Origin of the sequence: Sphingobium sp. YBL2, from assembly GCF_000943805.1 — a bacterium.
Lineage (GTDB): Bacteria > Pseudomonadota > Alphaproteobacteria > Sphingomonadales > Sphingomonadaceae > Sphingobium > Sphingobium fuliginis.
The window spans coordinates 211,952-232,969 of sequence record NZ_CP010954.1 but is presented as its reverse complement, the minus strand read 5'-3'; the positions used below and the strand labels follow the sequence as shown (position 1 = coordinate 232,969).

Genomic DNA, 21,018 nt, shown 5'->3' with positions numbered 1-21,018 from the left:
CGTCCTCCAAGCATCGGCTTTCGATGCTCTAGTTGGTGCTCCTGAACAGATGGTTCAATGGGTGCCGCGCCCGGGGCGACGCCATGAAGCCGGTCAGCCGCCGCGCCACCAGCGACCAGCGCACCGGCGCGCCCAGCGCGATGAAGCCGTTATGCGCCTGCATCAGCGCCTCCGCCTGCGCCACGCGGGCCATGCGCTCGTCCAGGCTGGCGGAAAGGCTCGCCGCCTGCAATTGCGCCTCCGCCTCCGCCGAGCAATGCACCTTCCGGGCGCAGCCGATCCGCCCCAGATACCAGAGCGCGCTGTCATAGGCCGCAACCTCGTCGACCAGCCGCAGATCGGCATCGGCCGCCATGTCGACCCGCTCGACAGCCAGGCCGATCATGCCCAGGTCATGCCGCACCAGCCCGAACAGCAGGGTGGAGCCCGGCCCCCTGGGCAGCGCCACGCGCAACGCCGGCGGATCGCCATGTTCGCTGCGCCAGCGTTTCATGACCGCCTGTCCCTGCGCCCAGCGTTCATCCTGCGACAGGCGGGACCAATCCGGCACGGCGGGCGGCGCGGGCAGGTCGAGCTGGCCCGGCACGATCTGCTCTGTCGTGGCCCAGCCGCCGACGGGGAACATCACCGGCAGGCGGCTGCGGTCGATCGCCATGTTGATCGCCCGCCGCACGCCGTCATCCTCCAGCAGCTTGCCGCTCGCCCCGCTCCGGCCCGTCACCGCCAGCCCCAGCAGCCCCTGCACCGGATCGATCCGCACATCGTCGCGGTCGACCCCCGCCGGCACCAGCAGCGGCAGGTCGGAAAAACGCCCGCCCAGCACGAGCGCGGCCTTGCCCTGCTGGAAACGGGTGATGGCGAGCGCCGCCCGCTCCGCCCGGACGATCCGGGTCTGCCAGGCGGGCACCGGCAGTTCGTCGCCGGATTCGTTCGTGGCCCGCTCCACCGGCGTCAGCACCAGCGCCTTCCCCGGAACGCCGCCCCGCTTCTCCCGCCGGTAGGGGCCGGTTCCCCCCTCCCGCGACAGGATCGCCATCTGCGGCTGGGCCAGCATCTGCAACACATAGGGGCGCGGCGCCGCCAGCCTGATCTCGATCACCTCGCCCGTCATCGCCACCACGTCCTGCACCGCGTCCAGCGGCCCGGCGGGGTCCAGCCGGCGCAGCGCCTCTATCCGCGCGGTCAACAGCCGCCCGACATCCTTCGCCAGCACCTTGCTGCCATCGGGCCAGAAGGCGCGGCGCAGGCGGAAGATATAGCTGCGGCCATCGTCCTCCACGATCCAGCGCTGGGCGAGGGCGGGCAGGATCTCGCCGCCGGCATCGAACGCCACCAGCCCCTGCGCGGTGGTTTCCAGGAACAGCTTCGATCCGGGGTCCGGCAGATTCTCCAGCGGCGTGGCGAAATCGGCGGGGCTGCCGATCACGCTGACCGTCACCGGTCCGCTCCCCTCGTCAGAGCAGCCGCCCGTCATCGCCGCCATCAGGGCGGCTCCGCAAAGGGTCAGCCAGGCAGGAAAGGGACGGGAAGGGGCGGAAACCATGTCCGGACAAGGCTTAACCCGCAACCGCGCCCGCGCCAACCGTCATGATGCGGCATGTGCGGGGACCGGCCAAAGCCGCAGAATCGCGGGAACCATGCCGGGCGCAAGGGGGCGTTTTCCCGCTGTCCCATAGCGGAACAATATTTCATTAACCATGACTCCGCATTGGCCGCAGAAAGGCGCTCCTCTATATCCTTGGATATGCGCCTTTTTTCGACTCTCCTGCTTGTATCCGCCGCCGTGACGGCAACCGCGCTGGCGCAGGGGGTGACGTCGCCCTTCACCGTGGCGGAAAGCGGGCGAAGCTATGCGACGCTGGGGGACGCGATCCGGGCGATCGGCAATGGCCGCGGCACGGTGCTGGTGGCGCCGGGCAGCTATGCGCAATGCGCGGTGCAGCAGGGCGGCGACGTCACCATCCGCGCGCAGAAGCCGGGCACCGCCATCCTCGACGGCGTGGCCTGCGAGCAGAAGGCGGCGCTGGTGCTGCGCGGCCGGTCGAGCACCATAGACGGCCTCATCTTCCAGAATCTGCGCGTGCCCGATGGCAATGGCGCGGGCATCCGGCTGGAAAGCGGCAACCTGACCGTCGCCAACAGCCTGTTCCGCAACAGCGAGGAAGGCATTCTGACGGGCGACGCGCCGGGCAACGCGATCAGCATCGACAGGTCGACCTTCCGCCATCTGGGGCGCTGCGACCGCGACCTCGCCTGCGCCCACGGCATCTATGCGGGCCGTTACGGCAGCCTGACCGTCACCCGCTCCCGCTTCGACCAGGGCGATGGCGGTCATTATCTGAAAACCCGCACGCCCCGCGTCGCCATCACCGACAACAGCTTCGACGACAGCGGCGGGCGGCTCACCAACTATATGATCGACCTTTCCAACGGCGCGAGCGGGACGATCAGCGGCAATGAAATGGTGCAGGGCCGCGACAAGGACAATTACAGCGCCTTCATCACCGTGGCGCCGGAGGGGCGGGAGCAGGACAGCACGAACCTCTCCATCGCGAACAACCGCGCCTCCTTCGTGCCGGGGTTGCAGCGCAACAGCAGCTTCGTCGCCAATTTCACCGACGACGCGGTGAAGATCGGCCCGAACCGTCTGGCAGCCGGCATCAGGATCACCGATCGCCGCTGACGGCGCCAAATTCCGCCATCGGCTCGCATTCTCCTATAAGCTTGACCCTTTCCGAAGCGATTGGAGGGCAAGCGATCATGGCGAAGCGGACGATCATTCTCCGTCTGGTGATCGACAATCCGGTTCCGGATGTCACCTATAGCCTGCAAGACAGAAAGGGTGCGCCGGTAGGCCCGGTGGTCGCGCGCAACGAAGCCCTTCGCTTCGATGTGCCGGTCCAGCTCGCGCCGGGGCCGAAGCTCAGCGGCGAGTTCGTCCGCCGGGAAGGTCCAGAACGCCGCTTCGTCTATATCGCCATCGGCGGTCAGGCCGGCGATCCTGCGTCCCCGTGGAGCCGCCGTGCCAAGATCGACGTTCACGATATTTCTCATGATCTTCTGGAACAGGCGGCGCCGCCTGCGGCGCTGGAATGTCACTTGCCCGGCCGCGCCAGGGATGACGGCCCGTCCTGCGCCACCATTCAGCCGCTCGACGGCTGGCGGGTTGCGAACTGAGGAGCAAAGGTTGCTTCTCACCCCGAAATGCATCCGATCCGACTTGCATGGCCTGACCGCCGCGCCGATAATCCCTGCCCATGCGCACCACCTACAACTCGGCCACCGTCCGCCTCTATCATCTTAGCGACGCTGACGGCGGCGGCGCGGCGACGACGCTCTTTTACGGCCCGTTGAGCGAAGCCCTGCGCATCGCGGAGCAGCAGCCGCAGGATGTGCAGGACGGCCTTTTCCTCGCCACGGACAATGACGTGGTGGCTTATCTCGATCTTATGGAGGGTTAGCTTTCCGGGGCCATCGGCGCCTCTCTCGACCCCGGAACAAAGCCCGGCAAAACAGGTTGATCCCGTGCAGGCGGCGGGCGTCGACAGCGGCTTTGCGAAGGCCGTGGAGGAGAGAGATGTCATGGTCACTCTGACCCCGCTGGAAGTCGGCCTGGCGCTTCTGGCGCTTGTTCTTGTCGTTGCGGTCGCCGTCATGGCCATCGCCCATCGCCGCCGCGCCGATCTGCGCGCCCGGTTCGGCCCGGAATATGGCCGAACCGTGGAAATGACCGGCAGCGCGCGCAAGGCGGAGGCGGAACTGCAACAGCGTGAGAAGCGCGTCGCCGCCTTCCCCATCCGTCCGCTTTCGCCGCAACAGGCCGATGCCTTCACCGACGCCTGGGTGCGGGTGCAGGCGCAGTTCGTCGACGATCCGCAGGGCGCGGTCTCGCGGGCCGACGTGCTGCTGGCCGAGGTGATGGAGGTGCGCGGCTATCCCGTCGTGGACTTCGAGCAGCGCTCGGCCGACCTGTCGGTGGACCATCCCGAAGTCGTCCAGAATTATCACGCGGCCCATGACATCGCCCTGCGCCATGCGCGGGGCGACGCGGATACCGAAGACCTGCGCCGCGCCATGATCCATTATCGCGCGCTGTTCGACGATCTGGTGCATGAGCCGGTCGATCACCGCATGGCGCCTTCGGTCTCGCGGCTGAGGCAGGACGATGTGCGCGGGCCTGATCCGCGCTGAAGCCAAAAAGGGGCGGACGGGTCCGGCGCAGGTCAGCCGGACCCGCCACGATCCGCCGCCGCCGCGCTCACCCGTCGGCGAAACCGAAGGGCGCGTGGGTTCGCCGGAAATCCTCCGGCAGCATGTCGCGCCCGATGGGCGGGGCGGATCGCGCCATGCACTGGCTGCGATGGCACAGGCGGCAGGTGACGCCGATCGGCGTGGGTTCGGGCGTGGCCTCGCCAGTCGTGTAGATCAGCCGATGGGCGTGCTCCGCCGCGCAGCATAGCGCGATCGCCCGCTCGATCTTCGGCGCGCCCCAGCCGCCGCCGCCCGCCGTCACCGTCCGCGCGATGGAAAAGAATCGCTGCCCGTCGGGCAGTTCCAGCCATTGCGTCAGCAATTCCCTGGGCCGCTCGAACGCATGATGCACCGACCAGAGCGGGCAGGAGCCGCCATGGCGCGCAAAGGGAAAGCCCGCGCTGTCCAGCCGCTTGCTGACATTGCCCGCATGGTCGACGCGCAGGAAGAAGAAGGGAACGCGCTCCTGCCCCGGCTTTTGCAGCGTGGTGAGGCGGTGGGCCGTCTGCTCGAAGCTCGCGCCGAACTGCCGGGCCAGCGCCTCCACATCGTAACGCCGCGCCTCCACCGCCTTGGCGAACGCCGTATAGGGCATCAGGATCGCCGCCGCGCCATAGCTGGCCAGCGCCCTGCGGGTCAGCCGCCGCCCGCTCTCGCTCGCGAACTGGCCGTCCTTCAGCACCGCGTCGAAATCGCGGCGCATCTCCAGATAGGCGATCTGCAACGCCAGTTGGAACTGGGTGCTCGCCCCGTCCAGCGCGTCGTCCAGCAGCACCGCGTCGCGGTGCCGGTCCAGCCGCCGCATCGATCCCGCCATGACGTCGGGCGGCAGGCGCCGTACCCGCAGATTATGCTTCGCCTTCAGCCATGCCGACAGGCTCCCCGCCGCCTCCACCTCCTGCGCCAGCTTTTCCCCCGCATCGTCCAGCAGCGGAAAGCTGTTGCGCCGCGCGCCCAGGAATCGCCGCGATTCGGCCACCGGATCGGGCGCCTCGGCGGCATCTTCCCGCTCCACGCCCCGGTCCGCCAGCGCCAGTTGCTCCTCGCGATAGGCGGTGTGCAGCCGCAGCAAAGCCTCTGTGATCCCCGGATAATTGACCGCGACATCCCCGGTCGCCAGCACCGGCAGGTCGATGTCCGCGAACATCGGGTCCCTCAGCACCGCCTGCAATCGCGCGGTCTGCTCGGCGCCGCCGTCGCCCGCCAGCTCGCTCATGTCCATCTTGTAGGTGCGGGCAAGGCGCAACAGCATGTCGGCGGTCAGCGGCCGCTGGTTGCGCTCCAGCAACGCCACATAGCTGGCGGAAATCTCCAGATCCGCCGCCATGTCCGCCTGCGTCAGACCCAGTTCGCGCCGCAGCCTGCGCAGCCGCGGCCCCATGTAAACCGGTCGATCCTTGGCCATTCGTCAAGCGCTCCTGTGCAGCCTTTACAACTTTACACGCAATTCTTGTAAAGTTCTACAACTGAACTTCACGCCCCCTGCCGCACCCGCGAAAGCCCGATTAGAAAAACGCCATTCATTCACCACATCGTTCATGGGATCGAGCTGTCATGACCTACCAACAGGAAATCACGAAGGCTGGCGCCACCATCGGGGGTCAGGGCCATTGGGACGGCATCGCGGCCGAATCGGTCGCCCGCATGCGTCTCCAGAACCGTTTCCACACCGGCCTCGACATCGCGCGCTACACCGCCGGCATCATGCGCCGCGACATGGCCGCCTATGACGCCGATCCGGCCAACTACACCCAGTCGCTGGGCTGCTGGCACGGCTTCATCGGCCAGCAGAAGATGATCAGCATCAAGAAGCATTTCGGCACGACCAAGGGCCGCTACCTCTACCTCTCCGGCTGGATGGTCGCCGCGCTGCGCAGCGAATTCGGCCCGCTGCCCGACCAGTCGATGCATGAGAAGACCAGCGTCCCCGCGCTGATCGAGGAACTCTACACCTTCCTCCGCCAGGCCGACGCCCGCGAACTGGGCATGATGTTCCGCGACCTCGACGCCGCCCGTGAAGCCGGCGACGAAGTCAAGGCGCAGAAGATCAGCCATGACATCGACAATTACGAAACCCATGTCGTCCCGATCATCGCGGACATCGACGCGGGCTTCGGCAATGCCGAGGCGACCTACCTGCTGGCCAGGAAGTTCATCGAGGCGGGCGCCTGCTGCATCCAGATCGAGAATCAGGTTTCGGACGAAAAGCAGTGCGGCCACCAGGACGGCAAGGTCACCGTGCCGCATGAGGACTTCCTCGCGAAGATCCGCGCGGTCCGCTACGCCTTCCTGGAGCTGGGCGTCGACGACGGCATCATCGTCGCCCGCACCGACTCGCTGGGCGCCGGCCTCACCAAGCAGATCGCCTACAGCAAGGAAGATGGCGACCTGGGCGACCAGTATAACAGCTTCCTCGACGTCGAGGAGGTCACCGACTTGGGCAGCCTGCGGGGCGATGTCGTGCTGGCCCGCGGCGGCAAGCTGTTCCGTCCCAAGCGCCTGCCGTCGAACCTCTTCCAGTTCCGCACCGGAACCGGCGAGGACCGCGTCGTGCTCGACTGCATCACCTCGCTCCAGAACGGCGCGGACCTGCTGTGGATCGAAACCGAAAAGCCGCATGTCGAGCAGATCGCCGGCATGGTCGACCGCATCCGCGAAGTCGTGCCCAATGCGAAGCTGGTCTACAACAACTCGCCCTCGTTCAACTGGACGCTGAACTTCCGCCAGCAGGTCTTCGACGCCTGGACCGCCGAGGGCAAGGATGTCAGCGCCTATGACCGGGCGAAGCTGATGAGCGCCGATTACGACGCGACGGACCTCGGCCGTGAGGCCGATGAGAAGATCCGCACCTTCCAGAAGGATGCGGCGGCGCGGGCCGGCATCTTCCATCACCTCATCACCCTGCCGACCTATCACACTGCCGCTCTGTCGACCGACAATCTTGCCAGGGAATATTTCGGTGAGGCAGGCATGCTCGGCTATGTCGAGGGTGTTCAGCGCAAGGAAATCCGCCAGGGTATCGCCTGCGTCAAGCATCAGAACATGGCCGGTTCGGACATTGGCGACGACCATAAGGAATATTTCGCGGGTGAAGCGGCGCTGAAGGCCGGCGGCGCACACAACACGATGAATCAGTTCGCAGCCTAAGGGCTGCGGCGGGAACCAGTTTGCAGCCCGAAGGCTGCCGAACGGTCCGGATCGCGGGAGTGCAGTTCCCGTGATCAGGGTGGAAGGACTTGGCGGCCCGGAGCCTCGCGCTCCGGGCCGTTTTTTTGCATAAGGCCAGCTGTGAAACCCTTGTCCCGTTCCGGCTTTCGCAGGGCGGCAGGCAGGTCTATTCCGGACGCTCCGTTCTACCGGGAGAAGCCGATGTCCTACACCCTCGTCACCGCCAACCGGAATTATTCGAGCTGGTCGCTGCGCCCCTGGGTGCTGATGAAGGCGCTGGGCATAGCCTTCGAAGACCGGATGGCGCCATTCGCCGCCGCTGAAAACTACGCTGCCTTCCGCGAATTTTCGCCAACGGGCCAGGTGCCTGCCCTGATCGACGGGGACCGGACCGTCTGGGATTCGCTGGGCATCACGCTCTATCTGGCGGACAGGCATGCGGAAGTCTGGCCGAAGGAAGAAGCCGCGCGGGCGTGGGCGCAATCGGCCGTGGCGGAAATGCACAGCGGTTTCGCCGCCCTGCGCAATGATTGTCCCATGAATGTCGGCGTGCGGGTGGAACCGCACCTGCCTTCTCCCTCCCTGAACCGCAACATCGCCCGGCTCACCGAATTATGGGGGGAGGGGTTGTCCCGCTTCGGGGGGCCGTTCCTGGCCGGGCCCGCCTTCACTGCCGCCGACGCCTTCTATGCACCGGTCGTTTTCCGGGTGCGCACCTATGGCCTCGATGTCGGTCCGGTGGCGCTTGGCTGGGTCGATCATATGCTGGCGCTGCCCGCGATGCGCGAATGGGAAAGCGCGGCGCTGGCCGAAACCTGGCGCGAGGAAAGCCATGAAGCGGAACTCGGCGCCGCGGGGCGCATCGTGCGGGACGACCGGGCGATTTGAGCCCGATGTCCAGCGTGCACGCCGCGTCCGGCTAACCCGTCGGCGCGGCGTCCTGCGGTCGGGCTATCTCCAGCGTCAGCAAAAAATGGCCGCTTTTCCCCTTTTCCCCTGTCCTGTCTGGGTCTAGGGGGAAATCACTATGGTCAAGCCCCGCACACTCTATGAGAAGATCTGGGACGCGCATGTCGTCGAGCGCCGTCCCGATGGAACCTGCCTGATCTACATCGATCGCCATCTCGTGCATGAGGTGACGAGTCCCCAGGCGTTCGAGGGGCTGCGGATCGCCGGGCGCAAGGTGCGCCGTCCCGAACTGACGCTGGCGGTGCCGGATCATAACCTGCCGACCACGGCGCGGCGCGACGCCGCGGGCCGCCGCATTCCCATTGCCGATCCGGAAAGCGCGCAGCAGCTTGCGGCGCTGGAGCGGAACGCGCCGGAATTCGGCGTCCGCCTGATCGGGGATGCGGACCCCGAACAGGGCATCGTGCATGTCGTCGGGCCGGAGCAGGGCTTCACCCTGCCGGGGACGACTTTGGTCTGCGGCGACAGCCATACCAGCTCGCACGGCGCGCTGGGGGCGTTGGCCTTCGGCATCGGCACGTCGGAGGTCGAGCATGTGCTCGCCACCCAGACGCTGCTCCTGAAGCAGTCCAAGACCATGGAAGTCGTGGTCGAGGGCGAATTGGGCTATGGCGTCACGCCCAAGGATGTCGCGCTGGCGATCTGCGGGCGGATCGGCACGGCGGGCGGCACCGGCTATGTCATGGAATATCGCGGGTCGGTGTTCCGCGACATGTCGATCGAGGGACGGCTGACCGTCGCCAACATGTCGATCGAGGCCGGCGCGCGCTCCGGCCTGTTCGCGCCTGACGAAAAGACTTTCGCTTATCTGGAAGGCCGCCCGATGGCCCCCAGGGGCGCGGAGTGGGATGCCGCCGTCGCCTATTGGAAGACGCTGGCGACGGACGAAGGCGCGGTGTTCGACAAGAGCGTGGTCATCGACGCCGCTGACATCGTGCCGAGCGTCACCTGGGGCACCAGCCCCGAAGATGTCGTGCCGGTCACTGGCGTGGTGCCCGATCCGGAAAGCTTTGCCGACGCCTCCAAGCGCGCGGCCGCGCAGAAGTCGCTCGACTATATGGGCCTCTCCGCCGGACAGCGGATGGAGGATGTGGCGATCGAACATGTCTTCATCGGCAGTTGCACCAACAGCCGGATCGAGGATCTGCGCGCCGCCGCTGGCCTGCTGAAGGGCCGCCGGATCGCCAGCGGCATCAAGCATGCCATGGTCGTGCCCGGTTCCGGGCTGGTCAAGCGCCAGGCGGAAGCCGAAGGCCTGGACCGCATTTTCACCGAAGCCGGTTTCGAATGGCGGGAGCCGGGCTGCTCCGCCTGCCTGGGCATGAACCCGGACAAGGTGCCCGCCGGCGAGCGCTGCGCATCCACCAGCAACCGCAATTTCATGGGCCGGCAGGGGCCGGGGTCGCGGACGCATCTCGTCTCGCCCGTCATGGCTGCCGCTGCCGCGATCACCGGACATCTCACGGACGTACGCGAACTGATGGGTGAAAAAAGGGGAGAGGCGGTCGCATGAAGAAGGTATTCTGGCTGCTGGCGCTGGGCGCGCTGGCAAGTGCCGCCATGGCGGCGACCCTGGGGCGCGCGGAAGACACGCCGCGCCCGGCGAGCAAGCAGGCGCATTGATGGAAAAGCTGAATATCGTCGACGGCCGGGCCTATCCGTTCGGGATGAAGAATGTCGACACCGACATCGTCATCCCGGCGCATTGGCTCAAGACCATTTCCCGTGCGGGCTTGGGCAAGGGCGCCTTCGAAGTGCTGCGCAAGGAACCGGGCAATGTCTTCGACGATCCCGATTATGCGGGCAGCCCGATCCTGATCGCGGGCGACAATTTCGGGTGCGGGTCCAGCCGCGAGCATGCCGCCTGGGCGCTGGCCGACCTTGGCATCAAGGTGGTGATCGCGCCCAGCTTCTCGGACATTTTCTCCGGCAATGCCTTCAAGAACGGCATATTGACGGTCGTCCTGCCGCAGGAGGCGATAGACCGGCTGATGGAGGTGGCCAGGACGGACCCCATCCATGTCGATCTGGAGCATCAGACCGTCACGACACAGTTTCAGGACCGCTTTCAGTTCGAGATCGATCCCTTCCGCAAGCGTTGCCTGCTCGGCGGTCTGGACGAGATCGGGCTGACATTGGGGCAGGCGGACGCGATCGGCGCGTTCGAGGCGAAGGACGCCGGAACGCGTCCCTGGCTCGTCCCCGCCGTTGCGTAAGCGTCCCGATCTTCCTATTTCGGATCGGACGATCCATTTCACCTTTTACAGGGCACAGGCATGACAACCTTCGACGACCGCGAAAAGGCCTTTGAAAATATGTTCGCGCACGATCAGGAGATGCAGTTCCGCATCCAGGCGCGGCGCAACCGCCTTCTCGGTGAATGGGCGGCGGCGAAGATGGGCCTGACCCCCGAGGAAACGGACGCCTATGCCAAGGCGGTCGTGCAGGCCGATTTCGAGGAAGCGGGCGACGAGGATGTGATCCGCAAGCTGCTGGGCGACATGACGCAGGCGGGCATCGACATCGACGAGGCAGGCGTTCGCGCCGCGTTGGACGAGCAGCAGGTCATCGCCCGCCGCATGTTCATCGAAGCCCAATAAGCATCAGGACCCTTTCGCCATGCCGATGGCAGCCGAGGAAATAGCGGACATGATCCGCGCCGCGATCCCCGATGCGGAGGTCGAGATCACCGACCTTGCCGGTGATGGCGATCATTATGCGGCGCGTGTCGTGGCGGAGAGTTTCCGGGGCATGAGCCGCATTGCGCAGCAGCGGGCGGTCTATGCCGCGCTGGGCGGCCGCATGGGCGGCGTGCTCCACGCCTTGCAACTGACCACCGCCGTTCCCAATTAACGGCCATTGGACGAAATGCGCCTTGATAGCGGCGCCTGACAGGAATGGACCCAGATAATGACCGACGCCGTGCAGCAGCGGATTGCGGAGATCGTCAACGGCAATGATGTCGTGCTTTTCATGAAGGGCACGCCACTATTCCCGCAATGCGGCTTTTCCAGCCGCGCCATTGCGATCCTGGAACATCTGGGCGTCGCCTATGAAAGCGTCGACGTCTTGCAGGATCAGGCGGTTCGCCAGGGGATCAAGGCATTTTCCGACTGGCCGACCATTCCCCAGCTCTATGTGAAGGGCGAATTCGTCGGCGGCAGCGACATCATGATGGAAATGTACGAGGCCGGCGAGTTGCAGCAGTTGATGGCCGATCAGGGCGTCGCCGCGGCCAATTGAGCGCTGGCTAAAGCGAATGGAGCGGGCGGTTCGGTCATCCGGGCCGCCTTTTTCATGCCTGTCGGGTCCTGATGCGGCCCTTCGGATGACGGGATGCTGAGTGGGGACGGAGCTTGTCGAAGCCCGCATGGAAAATGGCCGTCGAGACCGGTCCTTCTTCGGCGAGTTCGGCCGCCATCGAGGCAAGCCAGTCGACAGGTCTGGTTTAAGGCCCGGCGCTGCACGGGGACCCGGGTGGGAGGATGCGGCGGAGACTGGTGCCGCATCCTCCCGGGTAGTCGAACGATCGGGTATGTCTGAAACGACGCAAAGCCTGTGCCAACCATCGGGAATAACCCGTTCCCGCGCCTTAAAAAGGTTAATGCCGGTCCGGCCGATCCCGGCGCTGTAAACCGCACCGACAGTTCATGACATACACTTGACTACAGATGTAATCAATGCGATTACGTCTGTAGTCGATTCTGATGCGGACGAGTCCCTTGAGCGAGAAGATCAGCGAAGCGGAACTGGTGGTGATGGAGGCGCTGTGGGAACGTGCGCCGCAGACCGCCGCTGATGTCGCGGACCGCGTCGCCGCCGGGCGCGACTGGAGCGTCCAGACCGTCAAGACGCTGCTGTCCCGGCTGATGGCCAAGGACGTCATCGCCGCCGATCAGGATGGCCGCCGCTTTTTATATCGCCCGCTCGTCGCGCGGGAGGAGTATGTTGCCAGCGAGTCGGGGCGGTTGGTGAACCGGCTGTTCGGCGGGCGGGTGTCGCCGCTGGTGGCCCAGCTCGCCAGCCAGGACCAGTTGACGGCGGAAGATATTGCCCAGCTTGAGGAAATCCTGAAGGGGTTGAAATCATGAGCGTCTGGATCGCGGAAACGCTGATCGCCATGACCCTGCTGATGGCGCTGGTCATGCTGCTGCGGCAGCCTGTGGCGCGCTGGCTGGGTGCAGGTGCGGCCTATTGGCTATGGCTGCTGCCCTTCGCTCGCATGGCCTTGCCGGCCCTGCCGCGAGAGGTCGCCAGCCCTTCGCCCCTGCAACGGGCGGTTGACCAGGCGGGCTTGCCGACCTTGCTGGATGCGGCGCCGGTGGCGCTCCCGGTCAGGTCGGACTGGAGCATTCCCTGGCTGGAGATCGCGGTGTCGATCTGGCTGCTGGGCGTGGTCCTTTTTCTGGTCGTCCAGGCGGTCGGCTATGTCCGCTTCCGGCGTTTCATCCTGAAGGACGCGGCGCCGATCGGGGAAGAAGGCCGCATCCGCATCGTCAGCAGCCCACAGGCAGGCGGACCGCTCGCCTTCGGGGTGTTCCGTCCCGTCATCGTGCTGCCCGTTGATTTCGCGTTGCGTTTCGATCCCCAGGAACAGGCCATGGCCATCGCCCATGAGCGCGCCCATCATCAGGGCGGCGACCTGGTCGCCAATATGGTCGCGCTGTTGCTGCTGGGCCTGCACTGGTGCAATCCCGTCGCGTGGATCGCGTATCGCGCCTATCGGGCGGATCAGGAACAGGCCTGCGATGCCCGGGTCCTGTCGCTCTACGGCCGGGATCAGGCGCATGCCTATGGCCGCGCCATCTTGAAGGCTGCGGGCGGCCGCCAGTTTGCCGGCGCCTGTCATCTCAATCGCATAACCGCACTCAAAGGGAGGCTGAAAATGCTCTCTGCCCATGAAGTGTCGCTGCGCCGCATCAGCTGGGGCATGGCGGCGGTCGCCCTGGTGACCGCGTCCGGCCTGGCGCTGACCGCGTCCGGCAGCCGGGCGGCGCAGCAGGTCGCCGCGATCACCGACAAGGTGGATTCGATGAACTTCGGCAGGCTGGCCGATCTGGTCGCCCAGCCTGCCTCCGCCAGCGAGATCGCCCTGACCGAAGCGCCGAAAGCCGCGGCCACGCCCCCGTCCCCGTCCTCGTCCGATGCGAGAGACGCTGAGGAGATGGCGGTCCTGCCGCCGGCGCCTCCCGCTCCGCCTGCTCCTCCGGCGCCTGTTGCCGACATGGCGCTGCCGGCGCCGCCGGTTCCCCCCGCGCCGCCCGTCGGCCTGCGCGACGAGGGCGACCGCGCCTTGAGCCACGCCATGCCGAGCGAGGCTGAAATCCGCCGCATGGTGCCGCATGTCGACGTTGCGAATGGCTGCGAGAACGGCAAGAGCGTAAGCCAGCGGGAGACGGTGGATGCCGATGGCCGCCGCCGTATCCGCGTCCGCATCTGCCAGGACCAGATCGAGGCGCAGGCCCATCGCGCCGCCCGCGCCGGACTGATGGCCGCCCGCGCCCAGATCGCTGCGGCAGCCCGGATGTCGGACAAGGTCCGGGCCGAGGTGTTGCGCGATCTGGACAAGGAGATCGCGCATATGGATGGCGAGGATTGACGGGCGAGATCCGGAGGGCGCCGCCGCCACTATCCCATGCGCCGGCCTCCTCGGATTGTTCCGGCATCCATTTCTCTCCGCAGGCATAAGCTGCCTGAAGGCAGGATGGATGCTGAAAACGGGTTCAGCATGACGCCTTTGTAGCGGATGCCGCGCCGTCGTTCAGACCGCCACGATCTCCGGCAGGATGGCGTCGAGCAGCAGCATCCCGGCAGGCTCGATGCGGAGCCGCTGACCCTCTCGCCGCACGAGCCCATGGCCGGCCAGCCGCGCCACCGCCTCGGCATCCACCAGAGCCTCGATCGCCATCCTCGACATCCGCGCAATCCTCTCCAGCTCTACGCCTTCGCCCAGCCGCAGCCCCATCAGCAGCGCTTCCCTGGCCCTGTCGTGCCCGTCGAGCGGGTCTTCGCTTTGCAGGCCATGGCCATTGCGCGCGACGGCGTTCATCCAGTTTTCCGGTTTCCTGTGCCGCAGCGTCGCCAGCCCATCGCGCCGGCCATGGGCGCCGGGGCCTATGCCGACATAGTCGCCATAGCGCCAATAGGTAAGGTTATGCCGGCTTTCCTGCCCCGGCCGGGCGTGGTTGCTGATCTCATAGGCGGGAATGCCGGCGGCCGCCGTCATCGCCTGCGTCCGTTCGTAAAGGTCGGCGGCATGGTCCGGATCGGCGGGATTCAACTCGCCCCGCGCCACCAGCGTCGCAAAGCGGGTGCCCGGTTCGATGGTGAGCTGATAGAGCGAGAGATGATCGGTGCCGAAGGACAGTCCGCGCGCCAGTTCGCTTTCCCAATCCGCCAGACTCTGGCCGGGACGGGCATAGATCAGGTCGAAATTCACCCGGCCGAACACCGATTGCGCCACGTCTAGCGCGGCCAGCCCTTCCCGCACGTCATGGGCGCGGCCGAGGAAATGCAGCGCCTCATCCTCCAGCGCCTGAAGGCCCAGAGACACACGGTTCACCCCGGCGGCCGCCAGGTCCGCGAAGCGGGCGGCCTCGACCGAACTGGGATTGGCCTCCAGCGTGATCTCGATGTCGCTCGTCGGCCGCCAATGGCGCGTGGCCGCGTCGATCAGCGCCTCCACGATGTCGGGCGGCATCAGCGACGGCGTGCCGCCGCCGAAGAAGATCGAGGAGAGCGGCCGGCCGCCGCTCAGCGACGCTTCATGGGCAAGGTCGCTCAGCAGCGCCGCGCGCCAGGCATCGCTGTCGATCTCGGCCCGAACATGACTGTTAAAATCGCAATAAGGACATTTGGAAACGCAAAATGGCCAATGCACATATAAGGCCAGGGGCTCATCGGGCGCGGCAGCGGGGATAAAGGGGTCGGGCGGCATGAATGGGGGCCTTCTTAAACGGCTTTGGCCTGCGCGGCTAGCGCTGCTCGGCCTGTTGGCGGCAGCGCCGGGGCAGGGCGGCGCGGAGCCGTCGCCCGGGGCGCGGCAATTGCCTCCGGCCAGGCCCGCTTCCTATTATGGTCTTGAGGAAGCGGATCGGGACGAGGGTCTGATGCGCGACGTCGTGCTGGGCATGCACAATGAGGAACGGGAATCGCTGGGGCTTTCGCCCTTGGCCTGGGATAGCGCCCTGGCCGCCGATGCGGCCCGCTATGCCCGGCAGATGGCGCAGACCAACATCTTCCGCCATTCCGCCCGCGCCAGCCGCGCCGTTCCCAGCGGCGAGAATCTCTGGATGGGATCGCGCGGCCTCTATGATTATCAGCTGATGGTGGGCTCCTTCATCGATGAGAAGCGGCTGTTCCGGCGGAGCGGCAAGCTGCCCGACCTCAGCGTCACCGGCCGATGGGAAGATGTCGGCCATTATACCCAGATCATCTGGCGCGGCACCCGCAAGGTCGGCTGCGCCCTGGCGGAGGGGCAGAGCTACGACTATCTCGTCTGCCGCTATTATCCGGCGGGCAATATATTCGGCCGCAACCCCCTGGATGGGGAGGATGGCGTCCAATCCTGACGGGATGGAGCCAGTCGAGGGGCCCCAGCGCCGCCGATCACCGGCTGGGTCAACCCATCTACTTGCGGAATTGCTCCGCCGCCGCGCAGGCGAGTTGATCGGCCCGCTCATTTTCGGGGTGGCCGGCATGGCCTTTCACCCATTGCCATGTCACCTTGTGGCGGGCCGCGGCCCTGACCAGCTCCTGCCAGAGTTCCGCATTCTTCACCGGCTTCCTGTCGGCCGTCTTCCATCCATTCTTCTGCCAGCCGAACACCCATTTGGTGATGCCGTCCATCACATATTTGCTGTCGGTATAGAGCGTCACCTGGCATGGACGTTTCAACGTCTCCAACGCCTGCATGGCGGCCATCATCTCCATGCGATTGTTGGTCGTCTGCGCTTCACCGCCGGAGATCTCCTTCTCCGTCTCGCCAAAGCGCAGCACGGCGCCCCAGCCGCCGGGGCCGGGATTGCCCTTGCACGCGCCGTCGGTGAAGATCTCGACCTGGGGAAGGGTGCTCATGCGCCGAGCAGCATGGCCGGATCGGCAGCGGCGTAGAATTCCAGGCGGCGCAGATAGGCCAGCGGGTCCTTGCGCGTCACCAGCGCATCGGCGGGCGTATTGATCCAGTCATAGGCGCGCGTCAGCAGGAAGCGGAGCGCCGCACCCCGGCAGAGGACGGGAAAGGCGGCCCGTTCGGCTTCGGTCAGGCCGTGCGTTTCCCGATAGCCGGCACCCAGCGCCGCCGCCCGATCGCCGTGCCATGTCGCGCCGTCATTGCTGAACACCCAGGCGCTGTGGGTGACGGCCAGATCATAGGCGCGGATGTCGGTGCAACTGAAATAGAAGTCGATGAGGCCCGTCACCCGATCGCCCAGCATCAGCACATTGTCCGGGAAGAGGTCGGCATGGATCACGGAGCGAGGCAGCTCGGCGGGCCAATGGGTGTCGAGGAAAGTAAGTTCCTCCGCCACGCGGGCCTTGAGGCCCGGCGCGATCCGGTCGAAGTCCGCGCCGCATCTGGCGGCCAGATCATGCCAGCCGGGGAGATCGAGGGCATTGCGGCGCGTGCCGGCAAAGCCCTCCGCCGCCCGGTGCATCGCGCCCAGCGCCGCGCCCGCGGCCCGGGCCTGGCCCGCGGTCGGTTCGGTCACGGAGATGCCGGTCAGGAATTCGATCAGGCAGGCGGGGCGACCGGCAAGCTGTTGAAGCCGCCTGCCTTCCCGGTCCGCGATGAAACGGGGGACGAGGCAACCGCGTGCGCCCAGATGGTCGAGCAGGTCCATGAAAAAGGGCAGGTCCGCCTCATTCACCCGCCTTTCGTAGAGGGTGAGGATATAGCGATGACCATTGCCGTCCGGGCCGGTGGTCTCCAGCAGATAATTGCTGTTCTCCACCCCCTCCGCAATGCCCTTGGCGGAAACGAGGCGTCCGGCGTCGTAGCGGGTGAGGAAAGCGTCGATCTCTTCGGCGGGGACCTGGGTATAGACGGCCATGGAGTTATGCGGCCTCCAGTCCGCGGGGGAGTTTGAACGCAATGCTTTCCCGCGCGGTTTCGACCTGTTCCTCGGCCACGGAAAATCTTTCGCCGATCCGGTCCACCACTTCCCGCACCAGCACTTCGGGGGCGGATGCGCCGGCGGTAAGGCCCAGCGTGTTCACACCCTCCAGCCAGGTGAAGTCGATCTCGTCCGCGCGCTGGATCAGGCGAGCGGGCGTGCCTTCGCGCTCCGCCACCTCGACCAGCCGCAGCGAGTTGGAGCTGTTGGGCGCGCCGATCACATAGACGGCGTCGCACCGGGCGGCGATGGCCTTCACCGCCGCCTGCCGGTTGGAGGTGGCGTAGCAGATATCCTCCCCCTTGGGCGCATGAATGGTGGGGAAGCGGCGCTGGAGCGTGGCGACGATCGCGGCAGTGTCGTCGACGGACAGCGTCGTCTGCGTCAGGAAGGCGAGATTGTCGGGATCGGCAGGGGTAAAGGCCTCTGCATCCTCCACCGTTTCGACAAGGGTCATATGCCCCGCCTCGACCTGACCGAAGGTGCCGATCACCTCCGGATGGCCCTTATGGCCGATGAAGAGGATATGGCGCCCCGCTTCGACCTGCCGTTCGGCCTGGCGGTGGACCTTGCTGACCAGCGGGCAGGTGGCGTCCAGATAGTCGAGCCCGCGCTCCTCCGCCTTGGCCGGGACCGTCTTGGGAACGCCGTGGGCGGAAAAGACCACGGGCAAGCCGTCGGGAACCTGGTCCAGTTCCTCGACGAAGATCGCGCCCTTCGCCTTCAGCCCGTCGACCACATATTTGTTGTGGACGATCTCGTGCCGGACATAGACAGGCGTGCCATATTTCTCGATCGCCCTTTCGACGATGACGATGGCGCGGTCGACACCGGCGCAAAAGCCGCGCGGGGCGGCGATCAGCAGCTTCATGGGCGGAAGATCGGTCATGCCTGCCGCTTAGGCCAATGTGGCTTTGGAGGAAAGCCGCTTCCTTGCCGCCCTGTGCAGTTTGAGTTGCGTGGGGGACGGGCTATGGATAAGAAGCCCAACGCCTGTTCCCAAGGGATTGCCTGTGACCTTTTCTCGATTTGCGCTGACCGGAATGATCGCCATGGCCCTTGCGGGCTGTTCCCAGCGGGGCGAAATCGATCCCACCGGCGGCATCGTGGCCGTGCGATCGGCCTGTCCCGTCGCGGCGATCCCGGCGCAGACCGGCGACGTCACCCTGTTCAATCCGGCGGGCAGCACGGATGCCCGTGCGATCGACGTGGTGGCGGAGATCACCAACCTGCGCTCCACCTGCTCGGAAGGGGACCAGCTTTACACGGAGGCGACCTTCACCGTGAACGCCCGCCGCAGCGATGCGGGCGCGGCGCGGCAGGTGACGCTGCCTTATTATTCCGCCGTGGTGCGGGGCGGCAACGCCGTCGTCGCCAAGCGTGTGGGCCAGGTGGTGCTCGACTTTCCGGCCGGGCAATATCGCGCCACCACGACCGCCAAGGCCGGCTCCTATGTGAACAGGGCTGCCGCGACGCTGCCGGCCGACATCCAGCGCAAGATCACGGAGAAGCGCAAGGCGGGGGATGCCGACGCGGCGATCGACCCCTTCGCGCAGCCGGACGTCAAGGCGGCCTTGCAGCGAACCAGCTTCGAGCTGCTCGTGGGTTTCAACCTGACCCAGGATCAGCTCCGTTACAACGCGACCCGCTAAGCTTAGCTCAGTTCATTTCCCCGTTCGGGCCGAGCTTGTCGAAGCCCTTGTTTCTTGAAGAAAAAGGGCGACCCTTCGACAGGCTCAGGGTGAACGGGTCCTGGTAGAAAGTTCGCCCAGTGTCTCTTTACAACCGCTTCACCGCCCATCTCGATGCCGTGCTCGACGCGCTGGAGGCTGACGGCACGCTGCCCGCCGGCCTCAACCGCAAGCCGGTGACGGTCGAACCGCCGCGCGATCCAGGCCATGGCGATCTTGCCACCAACGCCGCCATGGTGCTGGCCAAGCCCGCCGGCAGCAATCCGCGCGCGCTGGCGGAGAAGATCGTCGCGGGCCTGGAAAGGCTGGACGAGGTAGAGAGCGCATCGATTGCCGGCCCAGGCTTCATCAACCTGAAGCTGACCGACGCCACCTGGCGGGCGGAACTCGCCGCGATCCATGCGGAGGCGGAGGAATATGGCCGCTCCTCGACGGGCGAGGGCGTGACGGTCAACGTCGAATATGTCTCCGCCAATCCGACCGGCCCCATGCATATGGGCCATTGCCGGGGCGCGGTGGTGGGCGACGCGCTCGCCACGCTGCTGGAGCATGTCGGGCACAAGGTGATCCGCGAATATTATATCAACGATGCCGGCGGGCAGGTGGACGTGCTCGCCCGGTCGGCGCATGTGCGCTATCGCGAGGCATTGGGCGAGGCGGTAGGAGAGATTCCCGAGGGTCTTTATCCCGGTGATTATCTGGTGCCGGTGGGGCAGGCGCTGGCCGCCGAATATGGCGACAAATATGTCGGTGCGCCGGAGAGCGAATGGCTGGTGCCGTTCCGCACCAGAGCGGTCGCGGCGATGATGGAGATGATCCGCAGCGATCTGGCGCTGCTGGGCATCCATCATGACATATTCTCTTCCGAGGCCGAGTTGCAGGCGGCAGGCAAGCCCGAAGCGGCCGAAAAATGGCTGCGCGCGCACGACCTCGTCTATGACGGCGTGCTGGAAGCGCCCAAGGGCGAGACGCCGGAGGATTGGGAGCCGGTCGAACTGCCGCTGTTCCGCTCGACGAAATTCGGAGACGATCAGGACCGGCCGATCAGGAAGTCGAACGGAAGCTGGACCTATTTCGGCGCCGACATGGCCTATCATTTCCAGAAGGCGCAGACGGCCGACCAGTTGATCGACATCTGGGGCGCGGACCATGGCGGCACGGTGAAGCGCATCCAGGCCGCCGTCGCCGCGCTGACGGAGGGCAAGGCGCGCTTCGACGTCAAGCTGATCCAGATGGTCCGCCTGCTGCGCGACGGCGAGCCGGTGAAGATGTCCAAGCGCGCCGGCAATTTCGTGACGCTGGCCGATGTGGTTCGCGAAGTAGGCAAGGATGTGGTCCGCTTCACCATGCTGACGCGCAAGGCCGACGCGCAGATGGACTTCGACTTCGCCAAGGTGGTGGAGGCGTCGAAGGACAATCCGGTCTTCTATGTGCAATATGCCCATGCCCGCATTTCCTCGCTCGGACGGCGGGCGGAGGAGGCGGGGATCGACCTGCCCGCGCCCGACCTGTCCCGCCTTGGGACGGAGGAGTTGGGGCTGGTGAAGCTCGCCGCGCAGTTTCCGCGTGTGGTGGAGGGGGCGGCTTCGGCCCGTGAACCGCATCGCATTGCCTTCTATCTCAATGACTTGGCTTCGGCCTTCCATAGCTGGTGGAATCTGGGCAACGACAATCCGCGGGCGCGGGTCATCCTGACGGACGACCCGGCCACCACTTCCGCGCGGCTTTTCTTGAGCCGGGGAATCGGGCAGATCATCCGCAACGGGTTGGCGCTGATGGGCGTTGCGGCCCTGAACGAGATGCAATGACCGGCGGAGTTTGATCGA

The 21,018-nt window shown here is 66.1% G+C and carries 22 protein-coding genes; 16 read left to right on the top strand and 6 right to left on the bottom strand.

What is annotated here, in order from left to right; all coding sequences use genetic code 11:
• Positions 1–28: 28 nt before the first annotated feature.
• On the bottom strand, positions 29–1,543 hold the full coding sequence (locus tag TZ53_RS01145; RefSeq protein WP_044660155.1) for an ABC transporter substrate-binding protein: 1,515 nt from the start codon (positions 1,541–1,543) through the stop codon (positions 29–31).
• Between the two features lie 201 nt (positions 1,544–1,744).
• Here TZ53_RS01145 and TZ53_RS01140 point away from each other — a divergent pair, with 201 nt between their 5' ends.
• The 4 genes from TZ53_RS01140 (at position 1,745) to TZ53_RS01125 (ending at position 4,191) form a co-directional block, all read left to right on the top strand.
• Positions 1,745–2,683: a right-handed parallel beta-helix repeat-containing protein gene (locus TZ53_RS01140; RefSeq protein ID WP_044660154.1), complete on the top strand. Its 939-nt coding sequence runs from the start codon at positions 1,745–1,747 to the stop codon at positions 2,681–2,683.
• Positions 2,684–2,760: 77 nt separating this feature from the next.
• Entirely contained in the window at positions 2,761–3,177 is a 417-nt protein-coding gene (locus TZ53_RS01135; protein WP_044660153.1) for a DUF5990 family protein, read from the top strand.
• A gap of 80 nt (positions 3,178–3,257) precedes the next feature.
• Positions 3,258–3,461 (top strand): hypothetical protein, encoded by a 204-nt coding sequence (locus TZ53_RS01130; protein WP_025546994.1) that lies wholly within the window; start codon positions 3,258–3,260, stop codon positions 3,459–3,461.
• Positions 3,462–3,582: 121 nt separating this feature from the next.
• Complete coding sequence (locus TZ53_RS01125) at positions 3,583–4,191, top strand: hypothetical protein (RefSeq protein WP_044662765.1); 609 nt, start codon at positions 3,583–3,585, stop codon at positions 4,189–4,191.
• A gap of 67 nt (positions 4,192–4,258) precedes the next feature.
• Here TZ53_RS01125 and TZ53_RS01120 read toward each other — a convergent pair whose 3' ends face one another.
• On the bottom strand, positions 4,259–5,656 hold the full coding sequence (locus tag TZ53_RS01120; protein WP_044660152.1) for a helix-turn-helix domain-containing protein: 1,398 nt from the start codon (positions 5,654–5,656) through the stop codon (positions 4,259–4,261).
• Between the two features lie 149 nt (positions 5,657–5,805).
• On the opposite strand from TZ53_RS01120, the gene TZ53_RS01115 reads away from it, so the two are divergent.
• From TZ53_RS01115 to TZ53_RS01075, 9 genes are all read left to right on the top strand, one after another.
• Positions 5,806–7,398, top strand: coding sequence for an isocitrate lyase (locus TZ53_RS01115; protein WP_025546991.1), 1,593 nt, complete (start codon positions 5,806–5,808; stop codon positions 7,396–7,398).
• A gap of 222 nt (positions 7,399–7,620) precedes the next feature.
• Positions 7,621–8,307, top strand: coding sequence for a glutathione S-transferase family protein (locus TZ53_RS01110; RefSeq protein ID WP_025546990.1), 687 nt, complete (start codon positions 7,621–7,623; stop codon positions 8,305–8,307).
• A 139-nt stretch (positions 8,308–8,446) separates the two neighbouring features.
• Entirely contained in the window at positions 8,447–9,901 is a 1,455-nt protein-coding gene (leuC, locus tag TZ53_RS01105) for a 3-isopropylmalate dehydratase large subunit (RefSeq protein ID WP_044660151.1), read from the top strand.
• A gap of 109 nt (positions 9,902–10,010) precedes the next feature.
• Positions 10,011–10,604: a 3-isopropylmalate dehydratase small subunit gene (leuD, locus tag TZ53_RS01100; protein WP_044660150.1), complete on the top strand. Its 594-nt coding sequence runs from the start codon at positions 10,011–10,013 to the stop codon at positions 10,602–10,604.
• Positions 10,605–10,664: 60 nt separating this feature from the next.
• On the top strand, positions 10,665–10,988 hold the full coding sequence (locus TZ53_RS01095) for a DUF1476 domain-containing protein (RefSeq protein ID WP_025546988.1): 324 nt from the start codon (positions 10,665–10,667) through the stop codon (positions 10,986–10,988).
• A gap of 19 nt (positions 10,989–11,007) precedes the next feature.
• On the top strand, positions 11,008–11,241 hold the full coding sequence (locus TZ53_RS01090) for a BolA/IbaG family iron-sulfur metabolism protein (protein ID WP_025546986.1): 234 nt from the start codon (positions 11,008–11,010) through the stop codon (positions 11,239–11,241).
• Between the two features lie 57 nt (positions 11,242–11,298).
• Positions 11,299–11,631: a Grx4 family monothiol glutaredoxin gene (gene grxD, locus TZ53_RS01085; protein WP_025546984.1), complete on the top strand. Its 333-nt coding sequence runs from the start codon at positions 11,299–11,301 to the stop codon at positions 11,629–11,631.
• 479 nt (positions 11,632–12,110) lie between these two features.
• A complete protein-coding gene (locus TZ53_RS01080; RefSeq protein WP_025546982.1) occupies positions 12,111–12,479 on the top strand; it encodes a BlaI/MecI/CopY family transcriptional regulator in 369 nt (122 codons plus the stop codon).
• Positions 12,476–13,987 (top strand): M56 family metallopeptidase, encoded by a 1,512-nt coding sequence (locus TZ53_RS01075; protein WP_044660149.1) that lies wholly within the window; start codon positions 12,476–12,478, stop codon positions 13,985–13,987. Before TZ53_RS01080 ends, TZ53_RS01075 begins: the two co-directional genes overlap by 4 nt.
• A 162-nt stretch (positions 13,988–14,149) precedes the next feature.
• Here the strand turns inward: TZ53_RS01075 and hemW are convergent, their stop codons facing one another.
• Positions 14,150–15,325 (bottom strand): radical SAM family heme chaperone HemW, encoded by a 1,176-nt coding sequence (gene hemW, locus TZ53_RS01070; protein ID WP_044660148.1) that lies wholly within the window; start codon positions 15,323–15,325, stop codon positions 14,150–14,152.
• Here hemW and TZ53_RS01065 point away from each other — a divergent pair.
• A complete protein-coding gene (locus TZ53_RS01065) occupies positions 15,324–15,959 on the top strand; it encodes a CAP domain-containing protein (RefSeq protein ID WP_025546975.1) in 636 nt (211 codons plus the stop codon). The two genes, hemW and TZ53_RS01065, sit on opposite strands and share 2 nt — an antisense overlap.
• A gap of 58 nt (positions 15,960–16,017) precedes the next feature.
• Here TZ53_RS01065 and rnhA read toward each other — a convergent pair whose 3' ends face one another.
• The 3 genes from rnhA to ispH are packed head-to-tail and all read right to left on the bottom strand — an operon-like array spanning position 16,018 to position 18,390.
• Positions 16,018–16,464, bottom strand: a complete 447-nt coding sequence (gene rnhA, locus TZ53_RS01060) for a ribonuclease HI (protein WP_025546973.1) — start codon at positions 16,462–16,464, stop codon at positions 16,018–16,020.
• The gene (thrB, locus tag TZ53_RS01055; protein ID WP_044660147.1) at positions 16,461–17,438 is read right to left on the bottom strand and encodes a homoserine kinase; all 978 of its coding nucleotides are present in this window, start codon (positions 17,436–17,438) and stop codon (positions 16,461–16,463) included. Before thrB ends, rnhA begins: the two co-directional genes overlap by 4 nt.
• A 4-nt stretch (positions 17,439–17,442) precedes the next feature.
• Positions 17,443–18,390, bottom strand: a complete 948-nt coding sequence (gene ispH, locus TZ53_RS01050) for a 4-hydroxy-3-methylbut-2-enyl diphosphate reductase (protein WP_044660146.1) — start codon at positions 18,388–18,390, stop codon at positions 17,443–17,445.
• A 154-nt stretch (positions 18,391–18,544) separates the two neighbouring features.
• Between ispH and TZ53_RS01045 the strand changes: the two genes are divergently transcribed.
• Together TZ53_RS01045 and argS are read left to right on the top strand one after the other, a co-directional pair.
• The gene (locus tag TZ53_RS01045; protein WP_037481428.1) at positions 18,545–19,153 is read left to right on the top strand and encodes a hypothetical protein; all 609 of its coding nucleotides are present in this window, start codon (positions 18,545–18,547) and stop codon (positions 19,151–19,153) included.
• A 119-nt stretch (positions 19,154–19,272) separates the two neighbouring features.
• Positions 19,273–21,000, top strand: a complete 1,728-nt coding sequence (gene argS / locus TZ53_RS01040; RefSeq protein ID WP_044660145.1) for an arginine--tRNA ligase — start codon at positions 19,273–19,275, stop codon at positions 20,998–21,000.
• Positions 21,001–21,018: the final 18 nt, after the last annotated feature.